Annotated in this window: 17 protein-coding genes; 11 read left to right on the forward strand and 6 right to left on the reverse strand. The window is 56.2% G+C overall.

The genetic code is table 11. The annotated features are described in order from the left end of the window. The first annotated feature begins 157 nt into the window (after positions 1-157). Together macA and macB are read left to right on the forward strand one after the other, a co-directional pair. The gene (macA, locus tag ACOTZF_RS00400) at positions 158-1,273 is read left to right on the forward strand and encodes a macrolide transporter subunit MacA (protein WP_023622163.1); all 1,116 of its coding nucleotides are present in this window, start codon (positions 158-160) and stop codon (positions 1,271-1,273) included. Beyond that, positions 1,270-3,210 carry a macrolide ABC transporter ATP-binding protein/permease MacB gene (gene macB, locus ACOTZF_RS00405; RefSeq protein WP_020689930.1) on the forward strand — a complete coding sequence of 647 codons (1,941 nt, stop codon included), beginning with the start codon at positions 1,270-1,272 and terminating at the stop codon, positions 3,208-3,210. Before macA ends, macB begins: the two co-directional genes overlap by 4 nt. 70 nt (positions 3,211-3,280) lie before the next feature. On the opposite strand, the gene cspD is transcribed toward macB, so the two are convergent. After that, positions 3,281-3,502: a cold shock-like protein CspD gene (cspD, locus tag ACOTZF_RS00410; RefSeq protein ID WP_008499993.1), complete on the reverse strand. Its 222-nt coding sequence runs from the start codon at positions 3,500-3,502 to the stop codon at positions 3,281-3,283. A 267-nt stretch (positions 3,503-3,769) separates the two neighbouring features. Between cspD and clpS the strand changes: the two genes are divergently transcribed. Together clpS and clpA are read left to right on the forward strand one after the other, a co-directional pair. Continuing rightward, entirely contained in the window at positions 3,770-4,090 is a 321-nt protein-coding gene (clpS, locus tag ACOTZF_RS00415; RefSeq protein WP_006174393.1) for an ATP-dependent Clp protease adapter ClpS, read from the forward strand. A gap of 27 nt (positions 4,091-4,117) precedes the next feature. Then, a complete protein-coding gene (gene clpA / locus ACOTZF_RS00420; RefSeq protein WP_023622164.1) occupies positions 4,118-6,397 on the forward strand; it encodes an ATP-dependent Clp protease ATP-binding subunit ClpA in 2,280 nt (759 codons plus the stop codon). Positions 6,398-6,685: 288 nt separating this feature from the next. Here the strand turns inward: clpA and infA are convergent, their stop codons facing one another. From infA to trxB, 5 genes are all read right to left on the reverse strand, one after another. After that, positions 6,686-6,904, reverse strand: coding sequence for a translation initiation factor IF-1 (gene infA, locus ACOTZF_RS00425; RefSeq protein WP_002211347.1), 219 nt, complete (start codon positions 6,902-6,904; stop codon positions 6,686-6,688). 284 nt (positions 6,905-7,188) lie between these two features. Continuing rightward, positions 7,189-7,893 (reverse strand): leucyl/phenylalanyl-tRNA--protein transferase, encoded by a 705-nt coding sequence (gene aat / locus ACOTZF_RS00430; RefSeq protein ID WP_013097324.1) that lies wholly within the window; start codon positions 7,891-7,893, stop codon positions 7,189-7,191. A gap of 45 nt (positions 7,894-7,938) precedes the next feature. Beyond that, positions 7,939-9,660 (reverse strand): heme ABC transporter ATP-binding protein/permease CydC, encoded by a 1,722-nt coding sequence (cydC, locus tag ACOTZF_RS00435; RefSeq protein WP_129252571.1) that lies wholly within the window; start codon positions 9,658-9,660, stop codon positions 7,939-7,941. Beyond that, positions 9,660-11,426, reverse strand: a complete 1,767-nt coding sequence (cydD, locus tag ACOTZF_RS00440) for a heme ABC transporter permease/ATP-binding protein CydD (protein ID WP_129252573.1) — start codon at positions 11,424-11,426, stop codon at positions 9,660-9,662. The genes cydC and cydD overlap by 1 nt, the downstream gene beginning before the upstream one ends. Positions 11,427-11,540: 114 nt before the next feature. Then, positions 11,541-12,509 carry a thioredoxin-disulfide reductase gene (gene trxB / locus ACOTZF_RS00445; protein ID WP_013097321.1) on the reverse strand — a complete coding sequence of 323 codons (969 nt, stop codon included), beginning with the start codon at positions 12,507-12,509 and terminating at the stop codon, positions 11,541-11,543. Between the two features lie 545 nt (positions 12,510-13,054). On the opposite strand from trxB, the gene lrp reads away from it, so the two are divergent. From lrp to dmsB, 7 genes are all read left to right on the forward strand, one after another. Beyond that, a complete protein-coding gene (lrp, locus tag ACOTZF_RS00450; RefSeq protein ID WP_000228469.1) occupies positions 13,055-13,549 on the forward strand; it encodes a leucine-responsive transcriptional regulator Lrp in 495 nt (164 codons plus the stop codon). 135 nt (positions 13,550-13,684) lie between these two features. Next, positions 13,685-17,371 (forward strand): DNA translocase FtsK, encoded by a 3,687-nt coding sequence (locus ACOTZF_RS00455; protein ID WP_129252575.1) that lies wholly within the window; start codon positions 13,685-13,687, stop codon positions 17,369-17,371. A 129-nt stretch (positions 17,372-17,500) separates the two neighbouring features. Then, entirely contained in the window at positions 17,501-18,112 is a 612-nt protein-coding gene (gene lolA / locus ACOTZF_RS00460; protein ID WP_013097319.1) for an outer membrane lipoprotein chaperone LolA, read from the forward strand. Between the two features lie 9 nt (positions 18,113-18,121). Further along, positions 18,122-19,465: a replication-associated recombination protein RarA gene (gene rarA / locus ACOTZF_RS00465; protein ID WP_062729156.1), complete on the forward strand. Its 1,344-nt coding sequence runs from the start codon at positions 18,122-18,124 to the stop codon at positions 19,463-19,465. A 92-nt stretch (positions 19,466-19,557) separates the two neighbouring features. Then, a complete protein-coding gene (gene serS, locus ACOTZF_RS00470) occupies positions 19,558-20,850 on the forward strand; it encodes a serine--tRNA ligase (RefSeq protein ID WP_008499983.1) in 1,293 nt (430 codons plus the stop codon). A 210-nt stretch (positions 20,851-21,060) separates the two neighbouring features. After that, on the forward strand, positions 21,061-23,505 hold the full coding sequence (gene dmsA / locus ACOTZF_RS00475) for a dimethylsulfoxide reductase subunit A (protein ID WP_013097317.1): 2,445 nt from the start codon (positions 21,061-21,063) through the stop codon (positions 23,503-23,505). Between the two features lie 10 nt (positions 23,506-23,515). Next, the gene (gene dmsB, locus ACOTZF_RS00480; protein WP_029882994.1) at positions 23,516-24,133 is read left to right on the forward strand and encodes a dimethylsulfoxide reductase iron-sulfur subunit DmsB; all 618 of its coding nucleotides are present in this window, start codon (positions 23,516-23,518) and stop codon (positions 24,131-24,133) included. Position 24,134: the final 1 nt, after the last annotated feature.

A 24,134-nucleotide genomic window follows, 5' to 3' on the forward strand; every position in this document is an offset into this window, starting at 1 on the left:
GAGATCCTGCTTCTTATGGAATGGCGTTATTTCAGCAGGCCCTTTGTCAACGTTGTGTCAACAAATCCAGGCATTTCCTGAATTCAGGGGTTTCGTTGAGGAGTGGTTTAGATAGAATCGACGTTGATGTAAGCCAGAATAATTATTTGGAATATTTATGAACCTTAAGGGAAAACGCAGAAAGTGGTTTCTGCTGCTGGCGATAGTGGTGATAGCGGCCGGATACTGGTTATGGCAAGTGCTCAACGCGCCGGTTCCGCAGTATCAAACGCTGATCGTCCGTCCGGGTGAATTGCAGCAAAACGTACTGGCGACCGGCAAACTTGATGCGCTGCGCAAGGTTGACGTGGGCGCACAGGTTAGCGGGCAGTTAAAAACGCTGTCCGTTGAGATTGGCGATAAGGTGAAAAAGGGGCAACTGCTCGGCGTTATCGACCCGGAACAGGCTGAAAACCAGATCCGGGAAGTGGAAGCCACGCTGATGGAGCTGCGCGCGCAGCGTGCGCAGGCGCTGGCGGAACGTAATCTTGCCCAGGTGACCCTGACGCGTCAGCAGGCGCTGGCCAAAACGCAGGCGATCTCGAAACAGGATCTCGACACGGCCGCCACCGAACTGGCGGTGAAACAGGCGCAGATTGGCACCATTGACGCGCAAATCAAGCGCAACCAAGCCTCGCTGGATACGGCGAAAACCAACCTCGATTATACGAAGATTGTGGCGCCCATGGCCGGGGAAGTGACCCAGATCACCACGCTTCAGGGTCAGACGGTGATTGCCGCCCAACAGGCGCCGAACATTCTGACGCTGGCGGATATGAGCACTATGCTGGTGAAAGCGCAGGTTTCCGAGGCGGATGTTATCCATCTTAAGCCGGGGCAGAACGCCTGGTTCACCGTACTGGGCGATCCGCAGACGCGCTATGAAGGCGTGCTGAAGGACATTCTGCCTACGCCGGAAAAAGTGAACGACGCGATCTTCTACTATGCCCGTTTTGAAGTCCCCAACCCGCAGGGCGTGCTGCGTCTGGATATGACCGCGCAGGTCCATATTCAGCTGACCGGCGTAAAAAACGTGCTGACCGTTCCGCTCTCTGCGCTGGGGGAATCCGCCGGGGATAACCGCTATAAGGTGAAGGTGTTACGCAACGGCGAAACGCGCGAGCGTGAAGTGGTGATTGGCGCACGCAACGATACCGACGTGGTGGTGGTGAAAGGGCTGGAAGAGGGTGACGAGGTGGTCACCAGCGAAACCCTGCCCGGAGCGGCGAAATGACGGCGTTGCTTGAGCTGACTGATATTCGTCGCAGCTATCCGTCGGGCGATGGTCCGGTGGAGGTGCTGAAGGGCATCTCCCTGCGCGTGGAAGCGGGCGAGATGGTGGCGATTGTTGGCGCGTCGGGTTCCGGTAAATCGACGCTGATGAACATTCTTGGCTGTCTGGATAAACCGACCAGCGGTACCTACCGCGTGGCCGGAACGGACGTTTCCACTCTGGACGGCGACGCGCTGGCAAAGCTGCGTCGGGAACACTTCGGCTTTATCTTTCAGCGTTACCATCTGCTCTCTCACCTGAGTGCGGCGCAGAACGTGGAGGTCCCGGCGGTCTATGCAGGCGTGGAGCGCAAGAAACGCCTTGCGCGCGCGCAGGCGCTGTTAACGCGTCTTGGTCTGGCGGAGCGGGTAGATTATCAGCCCTCGCAGCTTTCTGGCGGTCAGCAGCAGCGCGTGAGTATTGCCCGTGCGCTGATGAACGGCGGGCAGGTGATCCTGGCCGATGAACCCACCGGAGCGCTCGACAGCCATTCCGGTGAAGAGGTGATGGCGATCCTCCATCAGCTTCGCGATCAGGGGCACACGGTCATTATCGTGACTCACGATCCGCAGGTGGCGGCGCAGGCTGAGCGCATTATCGAGATCCACGACGGCGAGCTGGTGAGCAACCCGCCACCGCGTGCGTCCAGAGCGGCCGCGCCAAAAGAAGCCTTGCCTGCTGCAACCGGCTGGGGACAGTTTTCCAGCGGTTTTCGCGAGGCGCTGACCATGGCCTGGCTGGCGATGGCGGCCAATAAAATGCGCACCCTGCTGACCATGCTTGGGATCATCATCGGTATTGCATCGGTGGTGTCGATTGTGGTGGTGGGCGATGCAGCCAAACAGCTGGTGCTGGCGGATATCCGCGCTATCGGGACCAACACTATTGACGTCTATCCCGGGAAAGACTTTGGTGATGACGAACCGCAGTATCAGCAGGCGTTGAAATACGACGACCTGGCGGCCATTCAGAAACAGCCGTGGGTCAACTCGGCGACGCCTGCCGTGTCGCAAAACCTTCGCCTGCGCGTGGGTAACGTGGACGTTGCCGCCAGCGCGAACGGTGTCAGCGGAGATTATTTCAACGTCTACGGCATGACCTTCAGCGAAGGGGCGACCTTCAACGCCGAACAGCTGGCGGGCAGGGCGCAGGTGGTGGTACTGGACGCGAACTCGCGCAGACAGCTCTTCCCCAATAAAACCAACGTCGTGGGCGAAGTGATCCTCGTAGGGAACATGCCAGCCACCGTGATTGGCGTGGCGGAAGAGAAGCAGTCCATGTTTGGCAGCAGCAAGATCCTGCGGGTCTGGCTACCGTACAGCACCATTTCCGGGCGGATTATGGGGCAGTCATGGCTGAACTCCATCACCGTGCGCGTCAAGGAGGGTTATGACAGCGCGCTGGCCGAACAGCAGCTTGAGCGGCTGTTAACCCTGCGTCACGGGAAGAAGGATTTCTTCACCTGGAATATGGACGGCCTCTTGAAAACGGCGGAAAAGACCACACGTACTCTTCAGCTGTTCCTCACGCTGGTGGCGGTGATTTCGCTGGTCGTTGGCGGTATCGGGGTGATGAATATCATGCTGGTCTCGGTGACGGAACGTACCCGGGAAATTGGTATTCGCATGGCGGTTGGGGCCAGAGCCAGCGACGTGCTGCAGCAATTTTTGATTGAAGCGGTGCTGGTGTGTCTGGTGGGCGGCGCCATGGGGATTGCGCTGTCGATGATGATCGCCTTTGCCCTGCAGATTTTCTTACCCGGCTGGGAGATTGGGTTTTCACCGGTGGCCATTCTTACCGCATTTTTATGCTCGACCTTTACCGGCATCTTGTTTGGCTGGCTGCCAGCCCGCAACGCGGCGCGGCTGGATCCGGTGGATGCGCTGGCTCGGGAATAACCCGAAAATAAAAATGCCAGCCGATCGGGCTGGCATTTTGACTGCGGGATGTACACAATAAAACAGAGAGCTAAGCAACCGTTTCTGCTTCAATCGGTACGATAAGGCTTGCGTGATTGCCTTTGGGTCCCTGATGTACATCGAACCGGACGGACTGCCCGGCTTTGAGCGTTCTGTAACCATCCATCTGAATGGTGGAATAGTGAGCGAATATATCCTCGCCGCCGCCTTCGGGGCAGATGAAGCCAAACCCTTTGGCGTTGTTGAACCACTTAACAGTACCCATTTCCATGCTTCGACATCCTTCGTAAATCTTATAAGTTAAGATGGAATGAACCGGTGGTGGAGTGGGGGCTGTTCAAAACCTCGCCATCTCACGCTTGTACAATTTAGAGAATCGAAAGACATCGTCAAGCGTTTGGCGCTGGAGATGGGACAATAATCAACCAAAGTTTGAAGCAGTTAACGCTATTGCAACAGTTTGTGACAGACATCGCGGATGACAGTAATAGATGATTGTTATCTAACATCTGAGGTAGATTCAAAGTGGTTATGCAAAATGGGTAAGACCAACGACTGGCTGGATTTTGACCAGCTGGCGGAAGACAAAGTGCGTGACGCGCTAAAACCGCCATCTATGTATAAAGTTATGTTAATGAACGATGATTACACGCCGATGGAATTTGTTATTGACGTGCTACAAAAGTTCTTTTCTTATGATGTAGAACGTGCAACGCAACTGATGCTTACCGTTCATTATCGTGGCAAAGCTATCTGCGGCATCTTTACCGCCGAGGTGGCAGAAACCAAAGTGGCGATGGTGAACGACTATGCGAGGGAGAACGAGCATCCGTTGCTGTGTACGCTGGAAAAGGCCTGATAAGGCATAAAATTGGGGGAGGTGCCTATGCTCAATCAAGAACTGGAACTCAGTTTAAATATGGCTTTCGCCAGAGCGCGTGAGCACCGACATGAGTTTATGACCGTCGAGCATTTACTGCTCGCACTGCTTAGCAACCCATCTGCCCGCGAAGCGCTGGAAGCCTGCTCCGTGGATCTGGTGGCGCTACGTCAGGAACTCGAAGCCTTCATCGAACAAACGACACCGGTGCTGCCAGCCAGTGAAGAAGAGCGCGACACACAGCCGACGCTCAGCTTCCAGCGTGTGCTGCAGCGCGCGGTATTCCACGTCCAGTCTTCCGGACGTAGCGAAGTGACGGGCGCAAACGTCCTGGTCGCCATCTTCAGCGAGCAGGAGTCGCAGGCGGCCTACCTGCTGCGCAAACACGAAGTCAGCCGACTCGATGTGGTTAACTTTATTTCCCACGGCACGCGCAAAGACGAGCCTAACCAGGCATCGGATCCCAGCAATCAGGTCAATAACAATGAAGAGCAAGCAGGCGGGGAGGATCGTATGGAAAACTTCACCACCAACCTTAATCAGCTTGCTCGCGTTGGCGGTATCGACCCGCTGATTGGTCGCGATAAAGAGCTGGAGCGCGCGATTCAGGTGCTGTGCCGTCGCCGCAAAAATAACCCACTGCTGGTGGGGGAGTCGGGCGTGGGTAAAACCGCGATTGCCGAAGGTCTCGCCTGGCGCATTGTGCAGGGCGACGTACCGGAAGTGATTGCCGATTGCACCATCTACTCGCTGGATATCGGCTCTTTGCTGGCGGGCACCAAATACCGTGGTGATTTTGAAAAACGCTTCAAGGCGCTGTTAAAACAGCTGGAGCAGGATACCAACAGCATCCTGTTTATCGATGAAATTCATACCATCATCGGTGCGGGTGCCGCTTCGGGTGGGCAGGTGGACGCCGCTAACCTGATCAAACCGCTGCTCTCCAGCGGCAAGATCCGGGTGATTGGCTCGACCACTTACCAGGAGTTCAGCAACATTTTTGAGAAGGATCGTGCCCTGGCGCGTCGCTTCCAGAAAATCGATGTCACTGAACCGTCCGTCGAGGAAACGGTGCAGATCATCAACGGCCTGAAACCGAAGTATGAAGCGCACCACGACGTGCGTTACACCGCGAAAGCGGTGCGTGCGGCGGTGGAGCTGGCGGTGAAATACATCAACGATCGTCATCTGCCGGATAAGGCGATTGACGTGATTGACGAGGCAGGGGCGCGTGCGCGTCTGATGCCAGCCAGCAAGCGTAAGAAAACCGTCAACGTGGCGGATATTGAGTCCGTAGTGGCTCGTATCGCGCGCATTCCTGAGAAGAGCGTTTCTCAGAGCGATCGCGACACGCTGCGTACCCTTGGCAATCGTCTGAAGATGCTGGTCTTTGGTCAGGATAAAGCCATTGAGGCCTTAACCGAAGCGATCAAGATGGCCCGTGCCGGACTTGGGCATGAGCATAAGCCTGTCGGTTCGTTCCTGTTCGCCGGTCCAACCGGTGTCGGGAAAACCGAAGTAACGGTGCAGCTCTCCAAAGCGCTGGGCATTGAACTGCTGCGCTTTGATATGTCCGAGTATATGGAGCGTCACACCGTCAGCCGCTTGATTGGTGCGCCTCCGGGATACGTGGGCTTTGACCAGGGCGGTCTGCTCACCGACGCGGTGATCAAGCATCCACATGCGGTACTGCTGCTCGATGAAATCGAGAAAGCTCACCCGGATGTGTTCAACATCCTGCTGCAGGTGATGGACAACGGGACGCTGACCGACAACAACGGGCGCAAGGCGGACTTCCGTAACGTGGTGCTGGTGATGACCACCAACGCCGGGGTACGTGAAACCGAGCGCAAATCCATCGGCCTGATCCACCAGGATAACAGCACCGATGCGATGGAGGAGATCAAGAAGATCTTCACGCCGGAGTTCCGCAACCGTCTGGACAACATTATCTGGTTCGATCACCTGTCTACCGAGGTGATCCATCAGGTGGTAGACAAGTTCATCGTCGAACTGCAGGTTCAGCTTGATCAGAAAGGCGTGTCGCTGGAAGTGAGCCAGGAGGCCCGCAACTGGCTGGCTGAGAAAGGCTACGACCGTGCGATGGGTGCCCGTCCGATGGCGCGTGTGATTCAGGACAACCTGAAGAAACCGCTGGCGAACGAACTGCTGTTTGGCTCGCTGGTGGACGGCGGCCAGGTGACAGTGGCACTGGATCAGGCGAAGAACGAACTGACGTACGATTTCCAGAGCGCGGCGAAGCACAAGCCGGAAGCGGCTCACTGATTTCTTACTTAGGTCTAAAAACCGGGCAACAGCCCGGTTTTTTTATGCCTGCTTTTCTGCCTCTCCTGGTGGGAGAGGGGCGGGGTGAGGGCAACAGCCTACAGAGGAATTTTGCAAGGCGCTTTCCAGTTTCGTTCGATGTTGGTTCTGGATAAATCCACAGCCATAAATTGGCGCCTCTGTACAACCGTGGAAGACAATACACCAACACTAAAGCCATGAATAAAAAAAAGGCCGGGATTATCCCGGCCTTTTTTAATATTCATCTGCCATTACAGGCGAAAACAATTAGCGACTACGGAAGACAATGCGGCCTTTGCTCAGGTCGTACGGGGTCAGTTCAACAGTCACTTTGTCGCCCGTCAAAATGCGGATATAGTTTTTGCGCATTTTACCGGAGATGTGCGCAGTTACCACGTGACCGTTTTCCAGCTCTACGCGAAACATGGTGTTAGGCAACGTATCAAGTACGGTACCCTGCATTTCAATATTGTCTTCTTTGGCCATCTAATCCTCTGGGGTATCACTACCAAGTTTTGAACCGGCAAGATAATGCCGAAATTCATCAATTAAGTAAAGAATTGCGCGTTTAAAACGCAGCAAAACAGTTTCGGCGCATTGCCCAAGCGTCACGGTACAACCGAACGGAAAGCGCATTCGTAAAGGGGATACAACAGGATAAACGTCAGGACGTTATCTGAAGCGAAGGTCCCAAACGGCGGCGGGGCAACAGGCAGAAGCTACTCTGCGGCATAATTATAACACCCTCATAAAAAATATGCGGAAAACATTTAGACATTGGGCATAAAGAGTGTCCGCGGTACCCAAAAATCGCGCGGCAGCTTCTCCTGACGGCAGTTATCCAGGTGCTCAATGTAGTGGCGGCGGGAGATTTCAACCGCACCGAGGGAGGCGGTATGCTCGTTCAGAACCTGACAATCCAGCAACTGCCCGCCGCGCTGAGCAAACTCCTGGCAGAAAACCAGCAGGGCCGTTTTCGAGGCGTTTACCGCCCGGGAGAACATCGACTCACCGCAGAACAACGTCCCCTGCGCGACGCCGTACATACCGCCAACAAGCTCGCCACCCTCCCACACCTCAATGGAGTGGGCGTAGCCAAGCTCGTGCAGTTGATGATAGGCAGTGATGATATCGCGGGTGATCCATGTCCCTTCATGACGGTCTTCCGCACACCCTTCTATCACCTGACCGAAGGCGTGATTCAATGTGACCCGGTACGGTGATTTTGCGTGGAAACGCTTCATGCTGCGGCTCAGGTGAAACTGCGTGGGCCAGAGCACGGCGCGCGGATCAGGAGACCACCATAAAATAGGGTCGCCAGGTGAAAACCACGGGAATATGCCGCGCTGGTAGGCCATCAGGAGCCGGGCAGGGCTGAGATCGCCGCCAAGTGCCAGCAGCCCATTGGGTTCACGCAGCGCTCCCTCTGGCGACGGGAACGCAATGTTATGACGAGAAAGCTGGACCAGGCGCATGACAGCAAAACTCCAGTACGCGAGTGAGGACGCTACAAATATAGTCTACAGACGCTGTTTAAACTGGTAGTAGCGACCCTGTTTCGTCAACAGCTCTGCGTGACTACCTTGCTCAATAATGTGTCCGTTGTCCATCACAATTATCCGATCAAAACTTGCCAGTCCACGCAGGCGGTGTGTCACCATCAGTACGGTTTTACCGGCCATAACATTCGCAAGTAAATCAAGGATCTGGCTTTCAGTTGTCGCATCAAGCCCTTCTGTGGGCTCGTCGAGCAACATTAGCGGCGCATCATGCAGCAGCGCGCGCGCAATCGCCAGACGACGCAGCTCACCGCCAGAGAGTTGACGACCGCCTTCACCCAGCCAGCTGTTCAGGCCATCGTCTTCAAGCAGCTTATGCAGCCCGACCTGCTCCAGCATGGCGCGGAGTACGTCATCAGTGGCCTCCGGTGCAGCCAGCAGCAGGTTATCGCGCAGCGTGGCGCTGAAGAGATGAACGCGCTGTGGAACCACGCTGACGGTTTTGCGCAGCGCCTGTTCGCTGAAGTCTGCCAGCGGAGTTCCGTTAAACTGAATCTGACCTTGCTGTGGATCCCAGGCTCGCGTTAACAACTGCAAAAGCGTGGATTTGCCGCAGCCGGTACGGCCGAGGATCGCAATCCGCTGACCCGCATCCACAGTGAGGCTGATGCCTTCCAGCGCATTCTGTGCCTGCTTGTCATAGGCGAAGGTGACGTTATTGAGCGTCAGGGTAACCTGCTCAGGCGTGGCCGTTTGCTCTGCGGTGAACTTCACCTCCGGATCCTGCTCTGCAATCTCCGTGATGCGCAGGGCGGAGGCGATGACCTGGCCTAGATGCTGGAAGGCACCCGTCACCGGCGCCAGCGCTTCAAAGGCCGCCAGGGCACAGAATACGAACAAGGCAATCAGAGGGCCCGGCTGTGCGTTATTGCCAACGCCACCGGACGCCATCCAGAGCATGGCGATGACCGCGACACCCCCGATTAACATCATAAGCGCCTGAGAAAACGCGGTAAGCTCAGACTGACGGCGCTGGGCTTCATGCCAGTTCAGTTCTGTATTCTCCATTCGCGCACGGTAGCGCTCGCTGGCGCCAAATATCGTCAGTTCGGCCTGCCCCTGTAACCAGGAGGTGAGCTGCTGGCGGTACTCCCCGCGCAGACGCGTCAGGTTCTCTCCGGTAGATTTACCCGCGCGGTAAAATAGCGGCGGCAGGATAATGAGCGTCAAAAGCATGATCCCGCCCAGCGTCAGCGCAACAGCGACATCCAGCACCGACAGGCCCAGCGTGACCACCACAATCACCACAAACGCGCCGACTATCGGGGAAATCACGCGCAGGTAGAGGTGATCCAGGGTGTCGACATCCGCAACCACACGGTTGAGCAATTCCCCCTGACGAAAACGCGCCAGTCCGGCAGGGGAGAGGGGCAGCAGTTTACTGAAGGTGTAAATGCGCAGATGTTGCAGCACGCGGAATGTCGCGTCATGGCTGACCAGTCGCTCGAAGTACCGTCCAGCCGTACGGGTAATGGCGGTGCCGCGGACGCCCGCCGCCGGAAGCATGTAGTTGAAGCTGTAGAGCCCGGCAACCCCCGCCACGGCAGAGGCAGACAAGAACCAGCCGGAAAGCGTGAGCAGGCCGATGCTGGCAAGCAGGGTCACAATGGCCAGCACGATGCCCAGCGTCAGCATCCATTTATGGCGTTTATAGAGCGCGAGATAGGGAAGCAGGGCACGCATCAGATGTCCTCCTGACGATTCGCCAGCAGGGCAGCGAAGGGGCCCTGCGCGGTAACGAGAGAGGCGTAATCGCCTTGCTCAACAATACGACCGTTTTCCATGACCCAGATCTGGTCCCAGTCGGCAATGCCTTCCAGCTGATGAGTGACCATCAGGGCGGTTTGCTGCCGCGAGGCGGCGTTCAGGGCCGCCATCACGCGCTGTTCACTGTGCGCATCCAGGCTGGCCGCCGGCTCGTCCAGCAGCATTAACTGGCATGGATTAAGCAACGCGCGGGCGACCGCCACGCGTTGCGCCTGGCCCACGGATAACCCGGCAGACTGATCGCCGACAACGGTATCGACGCCATGCGGAAGCAGCGGCAGAAACTCGCTGACCCAGGCGCGGTCGAGAACAGATTGCAACTCGTCTTCACGTGCATCCGGGCGAGCCAGCAGGACGTTTTCCCGCAGCGTCGGGGCTGGCAGCTGCGGGTTTTGCCCCACCCAACTGAGCTGTTTTCGCCAGGCGTTCGGATCGAGATCGCGCAGTTCGGTTTTGTTGATGCGCAGTGAGCCGGTATAAGCCATAAAACCGGATAACGCATTAATCAGCGAGCTTTTCCCTGAACCACTGGTCCCTACCAGCACCACCCGTTGCCCGGCGGGTAAGGTAAAGTTCAGTGGGCCAGCCAGCACTTTCCCTTCCGGTGACAGGATAGAGAAATCACGTGCTTCAATGGTCACGGGTTCATTGGCGTTCAGCGTTACCTCTCCCCGCTCCGGATGCGCCAGCGGCGTCTCCAGGCACGTTTTCAGGCTGTCAGCCGCGCCAACGGCCTGCGCTTTGGCATGGTAGAAGGTGCCAAGATCGCGAAGCGGCTGGAAAAATTCCGGAGCCAGAATAAGCGCCAGGAAACCGGCCGACAGCGTTACCGCCGTGCCGTAATGACCAAAATCCAGCGCGCCGAGATACGAGAAACCAAAATAGACCGCCACGAGGGCGATAGAGAGCGAGGTAAAGAATTCCAGTACGCCAGACGACAGAAACGCCAGACGTAACACTTCCATCGTGCGCTGACGGAAATCCTGCGACGCCAGGCGAATGTTTTCCGTTTCGGCTTCACCCCGGCCAAAAATGCGTAACGTCTCCATGCCGCGCAGACGGTCAAGGAAATGGCCGCTCAGTCGACCCAACGCAAGGAAGTTACGGCGGTTCGCATCGGCCGCTCCCATCCCCACCATCGCCATAAACAGGGGGATCAGCGGGGCGGTACCCAGCAGGATCAGCGCAGCTACCCAGTTGACAGGGAAAATGGTTATCACAATCAGCAGCGGGACGCAGACGGCCAGCGCCATCTGCGGAAGGTAGCGGGCGTAGTAGTCGTGCATATCGTCAATCTGTTCAAGGATTAACGTTGCCCAGCTTCCGGCTGGTTTTCCCTGGATCCATGCGGGCCCGGCTTCCTGAAGACGATCAAGCACCTGTCGGCGAATTTCGTAGCGAATATGCTGCCCCGCGTGAAAACCAACGCGTTCGCGCAGCCAGACAACCCAGGCGCGCAGAATGAAAACCAGGATCAGGACGATGAAGGGCAGCAGAAGCGCTTCACGCGGAATGTTCTCCATGATCATATGATTGAGAATGCGGGCCAGCAGCCATGCCTGGGCAACAATCAACAGACCACTGATCAGTCCCAGAAGACGGGAAATCATGAGCCAGCGGCGGGAAAGAACGCTCTGCTGTTTTAGCCAGCGTGTTAACTCTTGTTGACGGGTTTTTTCCATTGCGTGCTTTGCAGGTGATGTTATTAGAAAGTGGGCAGCGCAATGTTACAACGAGGAGACAATAAAGGCGACTTATCGCCGCCTTTATTTACGTTTGTTACTGACTTGTAAAGATTATTTACCTTGTTCAGCCAGCCCATCAAGGTAGCGTTCAGCGTCCAGCGCGGCCATGCAACCGGTGCCTGCGGAGGTGATCGCCTGACGGTAAATGTGGTCCATGACGTCACCAGCAGCGAACACACCCGGGATACTGGTCTGGGTCGCGTTGCCGTGAATACCGGACTGCACTTTGATGTAGCCGTTTTCCAGCTCCAGTTGCCCCTCGAAGATCGCCGTGTTCGGGCTGTGACCGATAGCCACAAACAGGCCCGCCACTTCCAGCGTTTCGACGTTATCGGTGTTCTGGGTATCACGAATACGCAGACCGGCAACGCCCATCTGATCGCCCGTCACTTCTTCCAGCGTACGGTTGGTGTGCAGCACAATGTTGCCGCTCGCCACTTTATCCATCAGACGTTTGATCAGGATCTTCTCGGCGCGGAAGGTGTCGCGACGGTGGATAAGGTGCACTTCAGAAGCGATGTTCGCCAGATAGAGCGCCTCTTCTACGGCAGTGTTACCGCCACCGATGACCGCGACTTTCTGGTTGCGATAGAAGAAACCATCGCAGGTTGCGCAGGCAGAAACACCGCGACCTTTGAACGCCTCTTCTGACGGCAGGCCGAGGTAGCGGGCAGAAGCGCCCGTTGCGATGATCAGCGCATCGCAGGTGTACTCGCCGCTGTCGCCCGTCAGGCGGAACGGACGGTTCTGCAAATCGACCTTGTTAATATGGTCGAACAGAATTTCGGTTTCGAATTTAGCCGCATGCTCGTGCATACGCTCCATCAGCAGCGGCCCGGTCAGGTCGTTAGGGTCGCCTGGCCAGTTTTCCACTTCAGTGGTGGTGGTCAGCTGACCGCCTTTTTCCATACCGGTAATCAAAACCGGTTGCAGGTTAGCGCGTGCAGCATAGACCGCCGCGGTATATCCCGCAGGTCCAGAACCAAGAATTAGCAGCTTACTGTGTTTGGCCGTGCCCATGAGATCCCCATTGTTGTTGGCAGACAGTTGGCTGGATTGTAGGGAATTTGTTGCCGTAAAAAAAGAGCACAGCAATGTTGATCTCAATCTGTACGATAGGCAATGACGATAAATTGAGCGCTATAACATCAGGCTTACTTCTTAAATTCGCTTGTTTATAAGGCAATAAAATGAGGATTAATACCCCACCGAAATGAATATCCGGCATGTTGTACTAAAAATCGATGTTTTGCTTTGACAATCCCCTGCGCTTTTGCGAAAACATTCAAGGAAGAAAAAAAAACCGCGTTAACCGTGTGCCGCATAGGCATGCATGTAAATGCCATTTTTACCGGGTCAGTGAAATCTACGCATGGCGTGGACAGACGCCATACGTGATGTCGGTGACTGCCTTCGGGCAACGGTCTTCTTACCAACAGAACCCGAATCCGCATCGCGTCTAATAGATAACCAGGCGATGTGATGACTAACGGGTACAGGCTCTGAACAGTGATGTGCACAGGGTCCAGGCAGGAGTAGGGAAGGAATACAGAGAGACAATAATAATGGTAGATAGCAAGAAGCGCCCTGGCAAAGATCTCGACCGTATCGATCGTAACATTCTTAATGAATTGCAAAAGGATGGGCGTATTTCCAACGTCGAGCTTTCAAAACGTGTGGGACTTTCCCCGACGCCGTGCCTTGAGCGTGTGCGCCGACTGGAAAGACAGGGTTTTATTCAGGGCTATACGGCTCTGCTGAACCCGCATTATCTGGATGCCTCACTTCTGGTATTTGTTGAGATTACTCTGAATCGTGGTGCACCGGATGTGTTTGAGCAATTTAACGCCGCTGTACAAAAACTTGAAGAAATTCAAGAGTGTCATCTGGTTTCTGGCGATTTCGACTACCTGTTGAAAACCCGCGTACCAGATATGTCCGCCTACCGTAAGCTGCTGGGTGAAACCCTGCTGCGTCTGCCAGGCGTGAACGACACCCGTACCTATGTGGTGATGGAAGAGGTCAAACAGAGCAATCGTCTGGTTATTAAGACGCGCTAACACGGAACAGGTGCAAAATCAGTGTAGTTTGATTACACTCCTGTTAATCCATACAGCAACAGTGCCGGGGTGTCCCGGCGCTGTTGTCCGTTTTAGCAAACAGGCAGGATATGCCTGATACCTGGAGAGCCTTTCTTGAGCCAGGAATACACTGAAGACAAAGAAGTCACATTATCGAAGCTAAGCAGCGGACGTCGGCTCCTTGAGGCGTTGCTGATTGTTATTGCCCTTTTTGCCGTCTGGCTGATGGCAGCCTTACTCAGTTTCAACCCCTCAGATCCCAGCTGGTCACAAACTGCATGGCATGAGCCTATCCATAATTTAGGCGGCGTTCCCGGTGCCTGGCTTGCGGACACCCTGTTTTTCATTTTCGGTGTGATGGCCTATACCATTCCCGTCATTATTATTGGCGGATGCTGGTTTGCCTGGCGCCATCGTCAGAACGACGACTACATCGATTATTTCGCGGTTTCGCTGCGCCTGATAGGCGCGCTGGCGTTGATCCTCACCTCCTGCGGGCTGGCAGCCATCAACGCCGATGACATCTGGTATTTCGCGTCTGGCGGGGTCATCGGTAGCCTGCTGAGCTCTGCGTTACAGCCTATGCTTCACAGCAGCGGCGGTACCCTGGCCTTGCTGTGTATCTGGGCGGCAGGATTAACGCTGTTCACCGGCTGGTCGTGGGTGAGCATTGCCGAGAAGATCGGCAGTTTTGTCCTCACTATTCTGACCTTTGCCAGCAACCGTACCCGTCGTGACGACACATGGGTCGATGAAGACGAATATGAAGATGAGTACGAAGAGGAAGACGATGCGCCAGTACAGCGTCGTGAATCTCGTCGTGCACGTATTTTACGTGGAGCACTGGCACGCCGTCAGCGCGTCGCCGAGAAATTTGCCAACCCGCTGGGCCGTAAAACCGATGCGGCGCTCTTCTCCGGTAAACGCATGGACGAAGACGATCATGTTGAGTACCGTTCAGCCGGTGCCGCCGTCGATCCTGATGATGTGCTTTTCTCTGGCAGTCGCGCCACGCCAGGCGATTTTGATGAATACGATCCACTGCTAAACGGTCACTCTGTTACCGCACCGGTTGCCGCCGCGGCAGCCGCGACCACGGCGGCGCAGGCTTATGCAGCACCAGCGGAAGCCGTTATGCCGTCTGCGTCGGTTCCCGCTCCCGAGTCCGCTATTCAACAGCCTCAGGTAGAGTGGCAAACGGCGCCTGGCGTTCATACGCCAGAGCCGGTTATCGCACCAGAGCCAGAAAGCTATGCGCCGGTCCAGCAGGAACCGTGGCAGCAACCTTATCAGCCTGAGCCCGTTCATGAGCCGCAGGGGTACCCGTACGACGAGCAGCCCGTCGCGCAACCGTATCAGGAGTATGTCCCTGAGCCTGTTCAGCCTGCTGAGCCTTATGTCGCTCCTCAACCAGAACTTGAGGTGGTGGAAGAGGTCAAACCGTCTCGTCCGCCAATGTACTATTTCGAAGAGGTCGAAGAGCGCCGTGCCCGTGAGCGCGAGCAACTGGCAGCATGGTATCAGCCTGTTCCCGAGCCGGTGCAGGAGCCTGTTGTGAATACACCTTCTGTCTCCCCACCGCCGGTTACTCCAACGCCTGCGGTTGCACCAGTGGCAGAGAGCGTGAAACAGGCTACAGCAGCCGCTTCGGCTGCGGCGCCGGTCTTTAGCCTGGCGACAGGTGGAACACCACGTCCTCAGGTAAAAGAGGGGATTGGCCCGCAGTTGCCGCGTCCTAACCGCGTGCGTGTGCCAACCCGCCGCGAGCTGGCATCCTATGGCATTAAACTGCCTTCTCAGCGTATGGCTGAGGAGAAAGCCCGTGAATCTGATTACGACGATGATGCAGATGAAATGCAGCAGGACGAACTGGCGCGTCAGTTCGCCGCACAGCAGCATCAGCGCTATGGCGAGGAGTATCAGCACGATCATCCTGCTCAGGCGGACGATGATGATGCAGCAGAGGCAGAATTAGCACGCCAGTTTGCGGCCACCCAGCAGCAACGCTATTCAGGTGAGCAACCTGCTGGTGCGAACCCGTTCTCGCTGTCGGATTTCGAATTCTCACCGATGAAAGATCTGGTGGATGATGGTCCGAGCGAACCGCTGTTCACGCCGAGCGTCATGCCGGAAGCCGAGCCGGTGCGTCAGCAGCCGGCCCCTGCGCCACAGGCTTACGCCCAGCCGCAGCAGCCTGCGCCACAATCTTATGCGCAGCCACAGCAGCCACGGTTCCAGCAGCCTCAGGCACAGCCGCAGGAAAGTCTCATTCATCCGCTGCTGATGCGTAACGGTGACAGTCGTCCGTTGCAACGTCCGAGCACGCCTCTGCCGTCGCTGGATCTGTTAACGCCGCCGCCAGCAGAAGTTGAGCCGGTCGATACCTTCGCGCTGGAGCAAATGGCCCGTCTGGTAGAAGCGCGTCTGGCTGACTTCCGCATTAAAGCGGACGTGGTCAACTACTCTCCAGGCCCTGTCATTACCCGTTTCGAACTCAACCTGGCGCCTGGCGTTAAAGCCGCGCGTATTTCAAACCTGTCCCGCGACCTGGCGCGTTCTCTGTCGACCGTTGCGGTTCGTGTGGTTGAAGTCATACCTGGTAAACCTTATGTCGGTCTTGAGTTGCCGAACAAAAAACGTCAGACCGTTTACCTGCGTGAAGTGCTGGACAACACCAAATTCCGCGACAACCCTTCACCACTGACCGTGGTGCTGGGTAAAGATATCGCGGGTGAGCCGGTGGTAGCCGATCTGGCGAAAATGCCTCACCTGCTGGTCGCGGGTACAACCGGTTCCGGTAAGTCGGTGGGTGTGAACGCCATGATCCTCAGCATGCTCTACAAAGCGCAGCCGGAAGATGTCCGTTTCATCATGATCGATCCGAAAATGCTGGAACTGTCGGTCTATGAGGGGATCCCGCATCTGCTGACGGAAGTTGTGACCGACATGAAAGACGCGGCCAACGCTCTGCGCTGGAGCGTCAACGAGATGGAGCGCCGTTACAAGCTGATGTCGGCTCTGGGCGTGCGTAACCTTGCCGGATATAACGAGAAAATCGCCGAGGCGGCGCGGATGGGTCGTCCAATTCCCGATCCATACTGGAAACCGGGCGATAGCATGGATGCCCAACATCCGGTGCTGGAAAAACTGCCTTACATCGTCGTGCTGGTGGATGAGTTCGCCGACCTGATGATGACCGTCGGTAAGAAAGTGGAAGAGCTGATTGCCCGTCTGGCACAGAAAGCGCGTGCGGCCGGTATTCACCTCGTCCTGGCGACGCAGCGTCCTTCTGTGGACGTCATTACGGGTCTGATTAAAGCCAACATTCCGACCCGTATCGCCTTTACCGTATCAAGCAAAATTGACTCGCGTACCATCCTTGATCAGGGCGGTGCTGAATCGCTGCTGGGGATGGGGGATATGCTCTACTCCGGCCCGAACTCCACCTCTCCGGTGCGCGTTCACGGCGCATTCGTTCGCGACCAGGAAGTGCATGCCGTGGTGCAGGACTGGAAAGCGCGCGGTCGTCCACAATACGTTGACGGCATTACCTCCGACAGCGAAAGCGAAGGCGGCGGCGGTGGCTTTGACGGCGGCGAAGAGCTGGATCCGTTATTCGACCAGGCGGTTAATTTTGTTACCGAAAAACGCAAAGCGTCGATCTCCGGCGTTCAGCGTCAGTTCCGTATTGGCTACAACCGCGCGGCGCGCATCATTGAGCAGATGGAAGCCCAGGGCATTGTCAGTGAGCAGGGGCATAACGGTAACCGTGAGGTGCTGGCTCCGCCGCCGTTTGATTGATCTTCAGCGTGTGCAAAGAAGGGTAAATCAGCCAAATTTAAGCATTTTCTTCTGTCACCTGCCTGCGGGCAGGTGACAGAATAGAAAACGGAAACCCCATTTCGGGATGACGTATTTTAAGGAACAACAATGAAAAAAATCGCAATCGCCTGTGCATTACTCACCAGTTTTGTCGCCAGCAGCGTCTGGGCTGATGCGGCCAGCGACCTTAAAAGCCGCCTGGATAAAGTGAGCAGCTTCCACGCCAGCTTCACGCAAAAAGTGACTGACGGCAGCGGTAATGCGGTGCAGGAAGGCCAAGGCGATCTGTGGGTAAAACGCCCAAATCTTTTCAACTGGCACATGACTCAGCCGGATGAGAGCATCCTGGTCTCTGACGGCAAAACCCTGTGGTTCTTCAACCCGTTTGTTGAGCAGGCAACCGCCACCTGGCTGAAAGATGCGACCAGCAACACGCCCTTTATGCTGATAGCCCGTAACCAGGCCAGCGACTGGCAGCAGTATAATATTAAGCAGAACGGTGATGAGTTTGTCCTGACGCCAAAAGGCAGCAACGGCAACCTGAAGCAGTTCACCATCAATGTAAGCACCAACGGTACCATCAATCAGTTCGGCGCCGTTGAGCAGGACGATCAGCGCAGCAGCTATCAGCTCAAATCACAGCAAAATGGCGCTGTCGATGCATCTAAATTTACCTTTACCCCGCCGCAGGGCGTAACGGTGGACGACCAACGTAAGTAAGAGGCATGAGTGGGCAACCTGTCGCTCGATTTTTCAGATAATGCGTTTCAACCTCTGGCCGCGCGTATGCGGCCAGAAAATTTAGCTCAGTATATTGGCCAGCAGCACCTGCTGGCTGCGGGGAAGCCGTTGCCGCGGGCCATTGAAGCCGGGCATCTGCACTCGATGATCCTCTGGGGACCACCCGGTACCGGTAAAACCACACTTGCTGAAGTGATCGCCCGCTACGCTAACGCGGACGTCGAGCGCATCTCGGCCGTCACATCCGGTGTGAAGGAGATCCGCGAAGCAATCGAGCGCGCGCGGCAGAACCGTAACGCCGGGCGACGAACCATCCTCTTTGTGGACGAAGTCCATCGCTTTAATAAAAGTCAGCAGGATGCATTCCTGCCGCACATCGAAGATGGCACCATCTTCTTCATCGGTGCCACCACCGAAAACCCGTCATTTGAACTCAACTCGGCACTGCTTTCCCGGGCGCGCGTCTACCTTCTTAAATCGCTCACCACCGAGGATATTGAAAACGTCCTCACCCAGGCGATGGACGACAAAGACCGCGGCTATGGCGGACAGGACATTATCCTGCCTGACGACACGCGTCGGGCAATTGCGGAGCTGGTCAACGGCGATGCGCGGCGGGCACTGAATACCCTGGAAATGATGGCCGATATGGCCGAAGTCGACGACGCCGGCAAACGGGTATTAAAACCGGAACTGTTGACCGAAATTGCCGGTGAGCGTAGCGCCCGTTTTGATAACAAAGGCGATCGCTTTTACGATCTGATCTCGGCGCTGCATAAGTCGGTACGCGGCAGCGCGCCGGATGCCGCGCTTTACTGGTACGCTCGCATTATCACTGCCGGTGGCGATCCGCTGTACGTCGCGCGTCGCTGTCTGGCGATTGCCTCAGAAGATGTTGGCAATGCCGATCCGCGCGCCATGCAGGTGGCGCTTTCGGCCTGGGATTGTTTTACTCGCGTCGGGCCGGCAGAAGGTGAGCGCGCTATTGCCCAGGCGATTGTCTATCTGGCCTGCGCGCCGAAAAGTAATGCCGTCTATACCGCATTCAAAGCGGCCATGTCGGATGCGCGTGAGCGTCCGGACTACGATGTGCCGGTGCATCTGCGTAATGCGCCAACGAAGCTGATGAAAGAGATGGGGTACGGGCAGGAGTATCGTTACGCTCACGATGAACCCAACGCTTACGCGGCCGGGGAGGAGTATTTCCCGCAGGAAATGGCACAAACCCGCTATTATCACCCCACAAACAGAGGTCTTGAAGGCAAGATTGGCGAAAAGCTCGCCTGGCTCGCCGGACAGGATCAAAATAGCCCTATAAAACGCTACCGTTAGTTCAGTCGTTGCGGTAATGTTGGCATTGTATCCCTGTGGCCGCAGGCTGTGGCCACATTTTCCTATTTTAATTCGATAAGCACAGGATAAGCATGCTCGATCCCAATCTGCTGCGTAATGAGCCAGACGCAGTCGCTGAAAAACTGGCACGCCGGGGCTTTAAGCTGGATGTAGATAAGCTGCGCGCTCTTGAAGAGCGTCGTAAAGTTCTGCAGGTACAAACTGAAAATCTGCAGGCAGAGCGTAACTCTCGATCGAAGTCCATCGGCCAGGCGAAAGCGCGCGGGGAAGACATTGAGCCATTACGCCTGGAAGTGAACAAACTGGGTGAAGAGCTGGACCAGGCGAAAGCTGAGCTGGATGTTCTTCAGGCCGAAATTCGTGATATCGCCCTGGCTATCCCGAACATTCCTGACGACAGCGTTCCTGTCGGTAAAGACGAAAACGACAACGTTGAAGTGAAACGCTGGGGTACGCCTCGTGAGTTCGACTTCGAGGTTCGCGATCACGTTACTCTGGGCGAAATGCACGCGGGCCTGGACTTTGCGGCAGCCGTGAAGCTGACAGGTTCTCGCTTCGTGGTAATGAAAGGTCAGATTGCTCATCTGCACCGTGCGCTGGCACAGTTCATGCTGGATCTGCACACCGAGCAGCACGGTTACAGCGAAACCTACGTTCCATATCTGGTTAACCACGATACTCTGTACGGTACCGGACAACTGCCGAAATTTGCCGGCGATCTGTTCCATACCCGTCCGCTGGACGAGGAAGCCGACAGCAGCAACTACGCGCTGATCCCAACCGCGGAAGTGCCGCTGACCAACCTCGTGCGTGATGAGATCATTGACGAAGACGACCTGCCAATCAAACTGACGGCGCACTCTCCGTGCTTCCGCTCTGAAGCGGGTTCTTACGGCCGTGACACGCGTGGTCTGATCCGTATGCACCAGTTCGATAAAGTTGAGATGGTACAGATCGTTCGTCCGGAAGAGTCCATGGACGCGCTGGAAGAGATGACCGGCCACGCGGAGAAAGTGCTGGAGCTGCTCGGCCTGCCGTACCGTCGTATGGCGCTGTGCACCGGTGATATGGGCTTTGGCGCCTGCAAAACCTTCGATCTGGAAGTGTGGGTACCTGCGCAGAACACCTACCGTGAAATCTCCTCCTGCTCTAACGTCTGGGATTTCCAGGCGCGTCGTATGCAGGCACGCTGCCGCAGCAAGTCCGACAAGAAAACCCGTCTGGTGCATACCCTGAACGGTTCTGGTCTGGCTGTTGGCCGTACGCTGGTTGCCGTGCTGGAAAACTATCAGCAGGCAGACGGACGTATTGAGATCCCTGAAGTACTGCGCCCATACATGAAAGGCCAGCAGTACATCGGCTAATTCTTTGCCTTACAACAAAAAAGCGCCTTTTGGCGCTTTTTTTATACCCTCGGTTTGATACGACGCAATACCCCCTCCCTCTAAAGTAGTAATACTCCTGCGAATGAAAGCCAGCATAAAACACGCATAACGCATTAGCTCGTTATATATAAAACTATATCGCGGTTAATTCCGCCCCTTATTCTTTGTGAGCAACCAAAGTGAGTCTTTATGAAAATCAAAGCGCCTGAAGCGTTAATGGCTGCCGAGGTCACTCGCCGTGGGTTGATGAAAACCACGGCAATTGGCGGTCTCGCCGTTGCCAGCAGTGCCTTCACTCTCCCTTTTACCCGACTGGCGTCGGCGGCGGATGCGTTGTCCCCGGCTACGGCCCCGGAAAACGTGGTGTGGAGCGCCTGTACCGTAAACTGTGGTAGCCGTTGTCCATTACGTATGCATGTGGTGGATGGCGAGATCAAATACGTCGAAACCGACAATACCGGTGACGATAACTACGACGGCTTGCATCAGGTTCGCGCCTGTCTGCGTGGCCGCTCAATGCGCCGCCGGGTTTATAACCCGGACCGTCTGAAGTACCCGATGAAACGCGTCGGTAAGCGCGGGGAAGGGAAGTTCGAGCGCATCAGCTGGGATGAAGCTTACGATATCATCGCCAGCAATATGCAGCGTCTGATAAAAGAGTACGGTAACGAATCCATCTACCTGAACTATGGCACCGGAACGCTCGGGGGAACGCTGACCCGCTCCTGGCCACCGGGCAAAACGCTGGTGGCGCGCTTGATGAACTGCTGCGGCGGTTATCTCAATCACTACGGTGACTACTCTTCTGCACAGATTGCTGCCGGCCTGAACTACACCTACGGTGGCTGGGCAGACGGTAACAGTCCGTCCGATATCGAAAACAGTAAACTGGTGGTGCTTTTCGGCAACAACCCTGGTGAAACGCGGATGAGCGGCGGTGGGGTAACCTATTACCTTGAGCAGGCTCGCGCAAAATCTAACGCCCGGATGATCATCATCGATCCGCGTTATACCGATACGGGGGCAGGCCGGGAAGATGAGTGGATCCCTATTCGCCCGGGTACCGATGCGGCGCTGGTCAGTGCGCTGGCGTGGGTCATGATCACCGAGGACCTTGTCGATCAGCCATTCCTCGATAAATACTGCGTCGGATATGACGAGAAAACCCTGCCCGCCAGTGCCCCTGCCAACGGGCATTACAAGGCGTATATTCTGGGTCAGGGCAGTGACGGCGTGGCGAAGACCCCGGAGTGGGCATCAAAAATCACCGGGATACCGGCGGAACGTATTGTCCAGCTGGCGCGTGAAATCGGTTCAGCGAAACCGGCCTATATCAGCCAGGGATGGGGGCCACAGCGTCACGCGAATGGCGAAATCGCCACTCGCGCTATTTCGATGCTCTCCATTCTGACCGGTAACGTGGGTATTAATGGTGGGAATAGTGGCGCGCGCGAAGGTTCCTATTCGCTGCCGTTTGAACGGATGCCAACCCTGGAAAACCCGGTTCAGACCAGTATCTCCATGTTTATGTGGACCGACGCCATTGAGCGCGGGCCGGAGATGACCGCCCTGCGCGATGGCGTACGGGGCAAAGACAAGCTGGATGTGCCGATCAAGATGATCTGGAACTACGCCGGTAACTGCCTTATTAACCAGCACTCGGAGATCAACCGCACCCACGAAATCCTGCAGGATGACAAGAAGTGCGAGATGATTGTGGTGATCGACTGCCACATGACCTCATCGGCGAAATATGCGGATATTCTGCTGCCGGATTGCACCGCCTCGGAGCAGATGGATTTCGCGCTGGATGCCTCCTGCGGCAACATGTCCTACGTGATCTTCACCGACCAAGCCATCAAACCGCGTTTCGAGTGCAAAACCATCTATGAGATGACCTCTGAGCTGGCGAAACGTCTTGGTGTCGAACAACAGTTCACAGAAGGCCGCACTCAGGAAGAGTGGATGCGTCATCTGCATGAACTTTCCCGTAAAGCGATCCCTGACCTGCCGGATTTCGATACCTTCCGCAAGCAGGGCATCTATAAACAGCGCGATCCGCAAGGGCACCACGTGGCGTACAAAGCCTTCCGCGACGATCCGCAGGCGAATCCGCTGACCACGCCATCGGGCAAAATCGAGATTTACTCCGAAGAGCTGGCAAACATTGCCGCAACCTGGGAATTGCCGGAAGGGGATGTTATCGATCCCCTGCCGATCTACACGCCCGGGTTTGAAAACTATAACGATCCGCTGACCGCAAAATTCCCGCTGCAACTGACCGGATTCCACTACAAAGCGCGCGTTCACTCCACCTACGGCAACGTTGATGTGCTGAAAGCCGCCTGCCGCCAGGAGATGTGGATTAACCCGATGGATGCGAAAGCGCGAGGTATCAGCAATGGCGATCGCGTGCGTATCTTTAACGGTCGCGGCGAGGTGCATATCGAAGCCAAAGTGACGCCCCGCATGATGCCTGGTGTTGTCGCGTTGGGGGAAGGCGCGTGGTACAGCCCGGATGCAAACCGCATCGACCAGGCTGGCAGTATTAACGTACTGACCACGCAGCGCCCATCGCCGCTGGCGAAAGGCAACCCGTCCCACACAAACCTTGTTCAGGTTGAGAAGGTGTAAGGAGTAACCGATGACAACCCAGTATGGATTTTTTATTGATTCCAGCCGTTGCACCGGGTGCAAAACCTGCGAGCTGGCCTGCAAGGATTACAAAGACCTGACCCCGGACGTCAGCTTCCGCCGGATCTACGAATACGCGGGCGGCGACTGGCAGGAGGATAACGGCGTCTGGCATCAGAACGTCTTTGCCTATTACCTGTCGATTGCCTGTAACCACTGTGAAGATCCGGCCTGCACCAAAGTGTGTCCGAGCGGGGCAATGCACAAGCGTGACGACGGGTTTGTGGTGGTGAATGAGGATGTCTGCATCGGCTGCCGCTACTGCCATATGGCCTGCCCGTACGGTGCGCCGCAGTACAACGCTGCCAAAGGCCACATGACCAAGTGCGACGGCTGCCATGACCGCGTCGCAGAGGGCAAAAAGCCGATTTGCGTGGAGTCCTGTCCGCTGCGCGCGCTGGACTTCGGCCCGATTGACGAGCTGCGTAAAAAACACGGCCAGCTTGCGGCCGTCGCGCCACTGCCGTCCGCGCACTTCACCAAGCCGAGCATTGTGATTAAACCTAACGCCAACAGCCGCCCGACGGGAGATACCACCGGCTATCTGGCAAACCCGAAGGAGGTGTGAG

Source organism: Enterobacter cloacae complex sp. SHL021 (assembly GCF_049237765.1).
Lineage (GTDB): Bacteria > Pseudomonadota > Gammaproteobacteria > Enterobacterales > Enterobacteriaceae > Enterobacter > Enterobacter cloacae.

Coding starts and splice junctions, on each gene's coding strand:
- clpA (WP_023622164.1), top strand. CDS start 4,118: ATGCTCAATCAAGAACTGGAACTCAGTTTAAATATGGCTTTCGCCAGA.
- dmsB (WP_029882994.1), top strand. CDS start 23,516: ATGACAACCCAGTATGGATTTTTTATTGATTCCAGCCGTTGCACCGGG.
- cspD (WP_008499993.1), bottom strand. CDS start 3,502: ATGGAAATGGGTACTGTTAAGTGGTTCAACAACGCCAAAGGGTTTGGC.
- macA (WP_023622163.1), top strand. CDS start 158: ATGAACCTTAAGGGAAAACGCAGAAAGTGGTTTCTGCTGCTGGCGATA.
- aat (WP_013097324.1), bottom strand. CDS start 7,893: ATGCGCCTGGTCCAGCTTTCTCGTCATAACATTGCGTTCCCGTCGCCA.
- lolA (WP_013097319.1), top strand. CDS start 17,501: ATGAAAAAAATCGCAATCGCCTGTGCATTACTCACCAGTTTTGTCGCC.
- dmsA (WP_013097317.1), top strand. CDS start 21,061: ATGAAAATCAAAGCGCCTGAAGCGTTAATGGCTGCCGAGGTCACTCGC.
- macB (WP_020689930.1), top strand. CDS start 1,270: ATGACGGCGTTGCTTGAGCTGACTGATATTCGTCGCAGCTATCCGTCG.
- clpS (WP_006174393.1), top strand. CDS start 3,770: ATGGGTAAGACCAACGACTGGCTGGATTTTGACCAGCTGGCGGAAGAC.
- serS (WP_008499983.1), top strand. CDS start 19,558: ATGCTCGATCCCAATCTGCTGCGTAATGAGCCAGACGCAGTCGCTGAA.
- lrp (WP_000228469.1), top strand. CDS start 13,055: ATGGTAGATAGCAAGAAGCGCCCTGGCAAAGATCTCGACCGTATCGAT.
- cydD (WP_129252573.1), bottom strand. CDS start 11,426: ATGGAAAAAACCCGTCAACAAGAGTTAACACGCTGGCTAAAACAGCAG.
- infA (WP_002211347.1), bottom strand. CDS start 6,904: ATGGCCAAAGAAGACAATATTGAAATGCAGGGTACCGTACTTGATACG.
- cydC (WP_129252571.1), bottom strand. CDS start 9,660: ATGCGTGCCCTGCTTCCCTATCTCGCGCTCTATAAACGCCATAAATGG.
- trxB (WP_013097321.1), bottom strand. CDS start 12,509: ATGGGCACGGCCAAACACAGTAAGCTGCTAATTCTTGGTTCTGGACCT.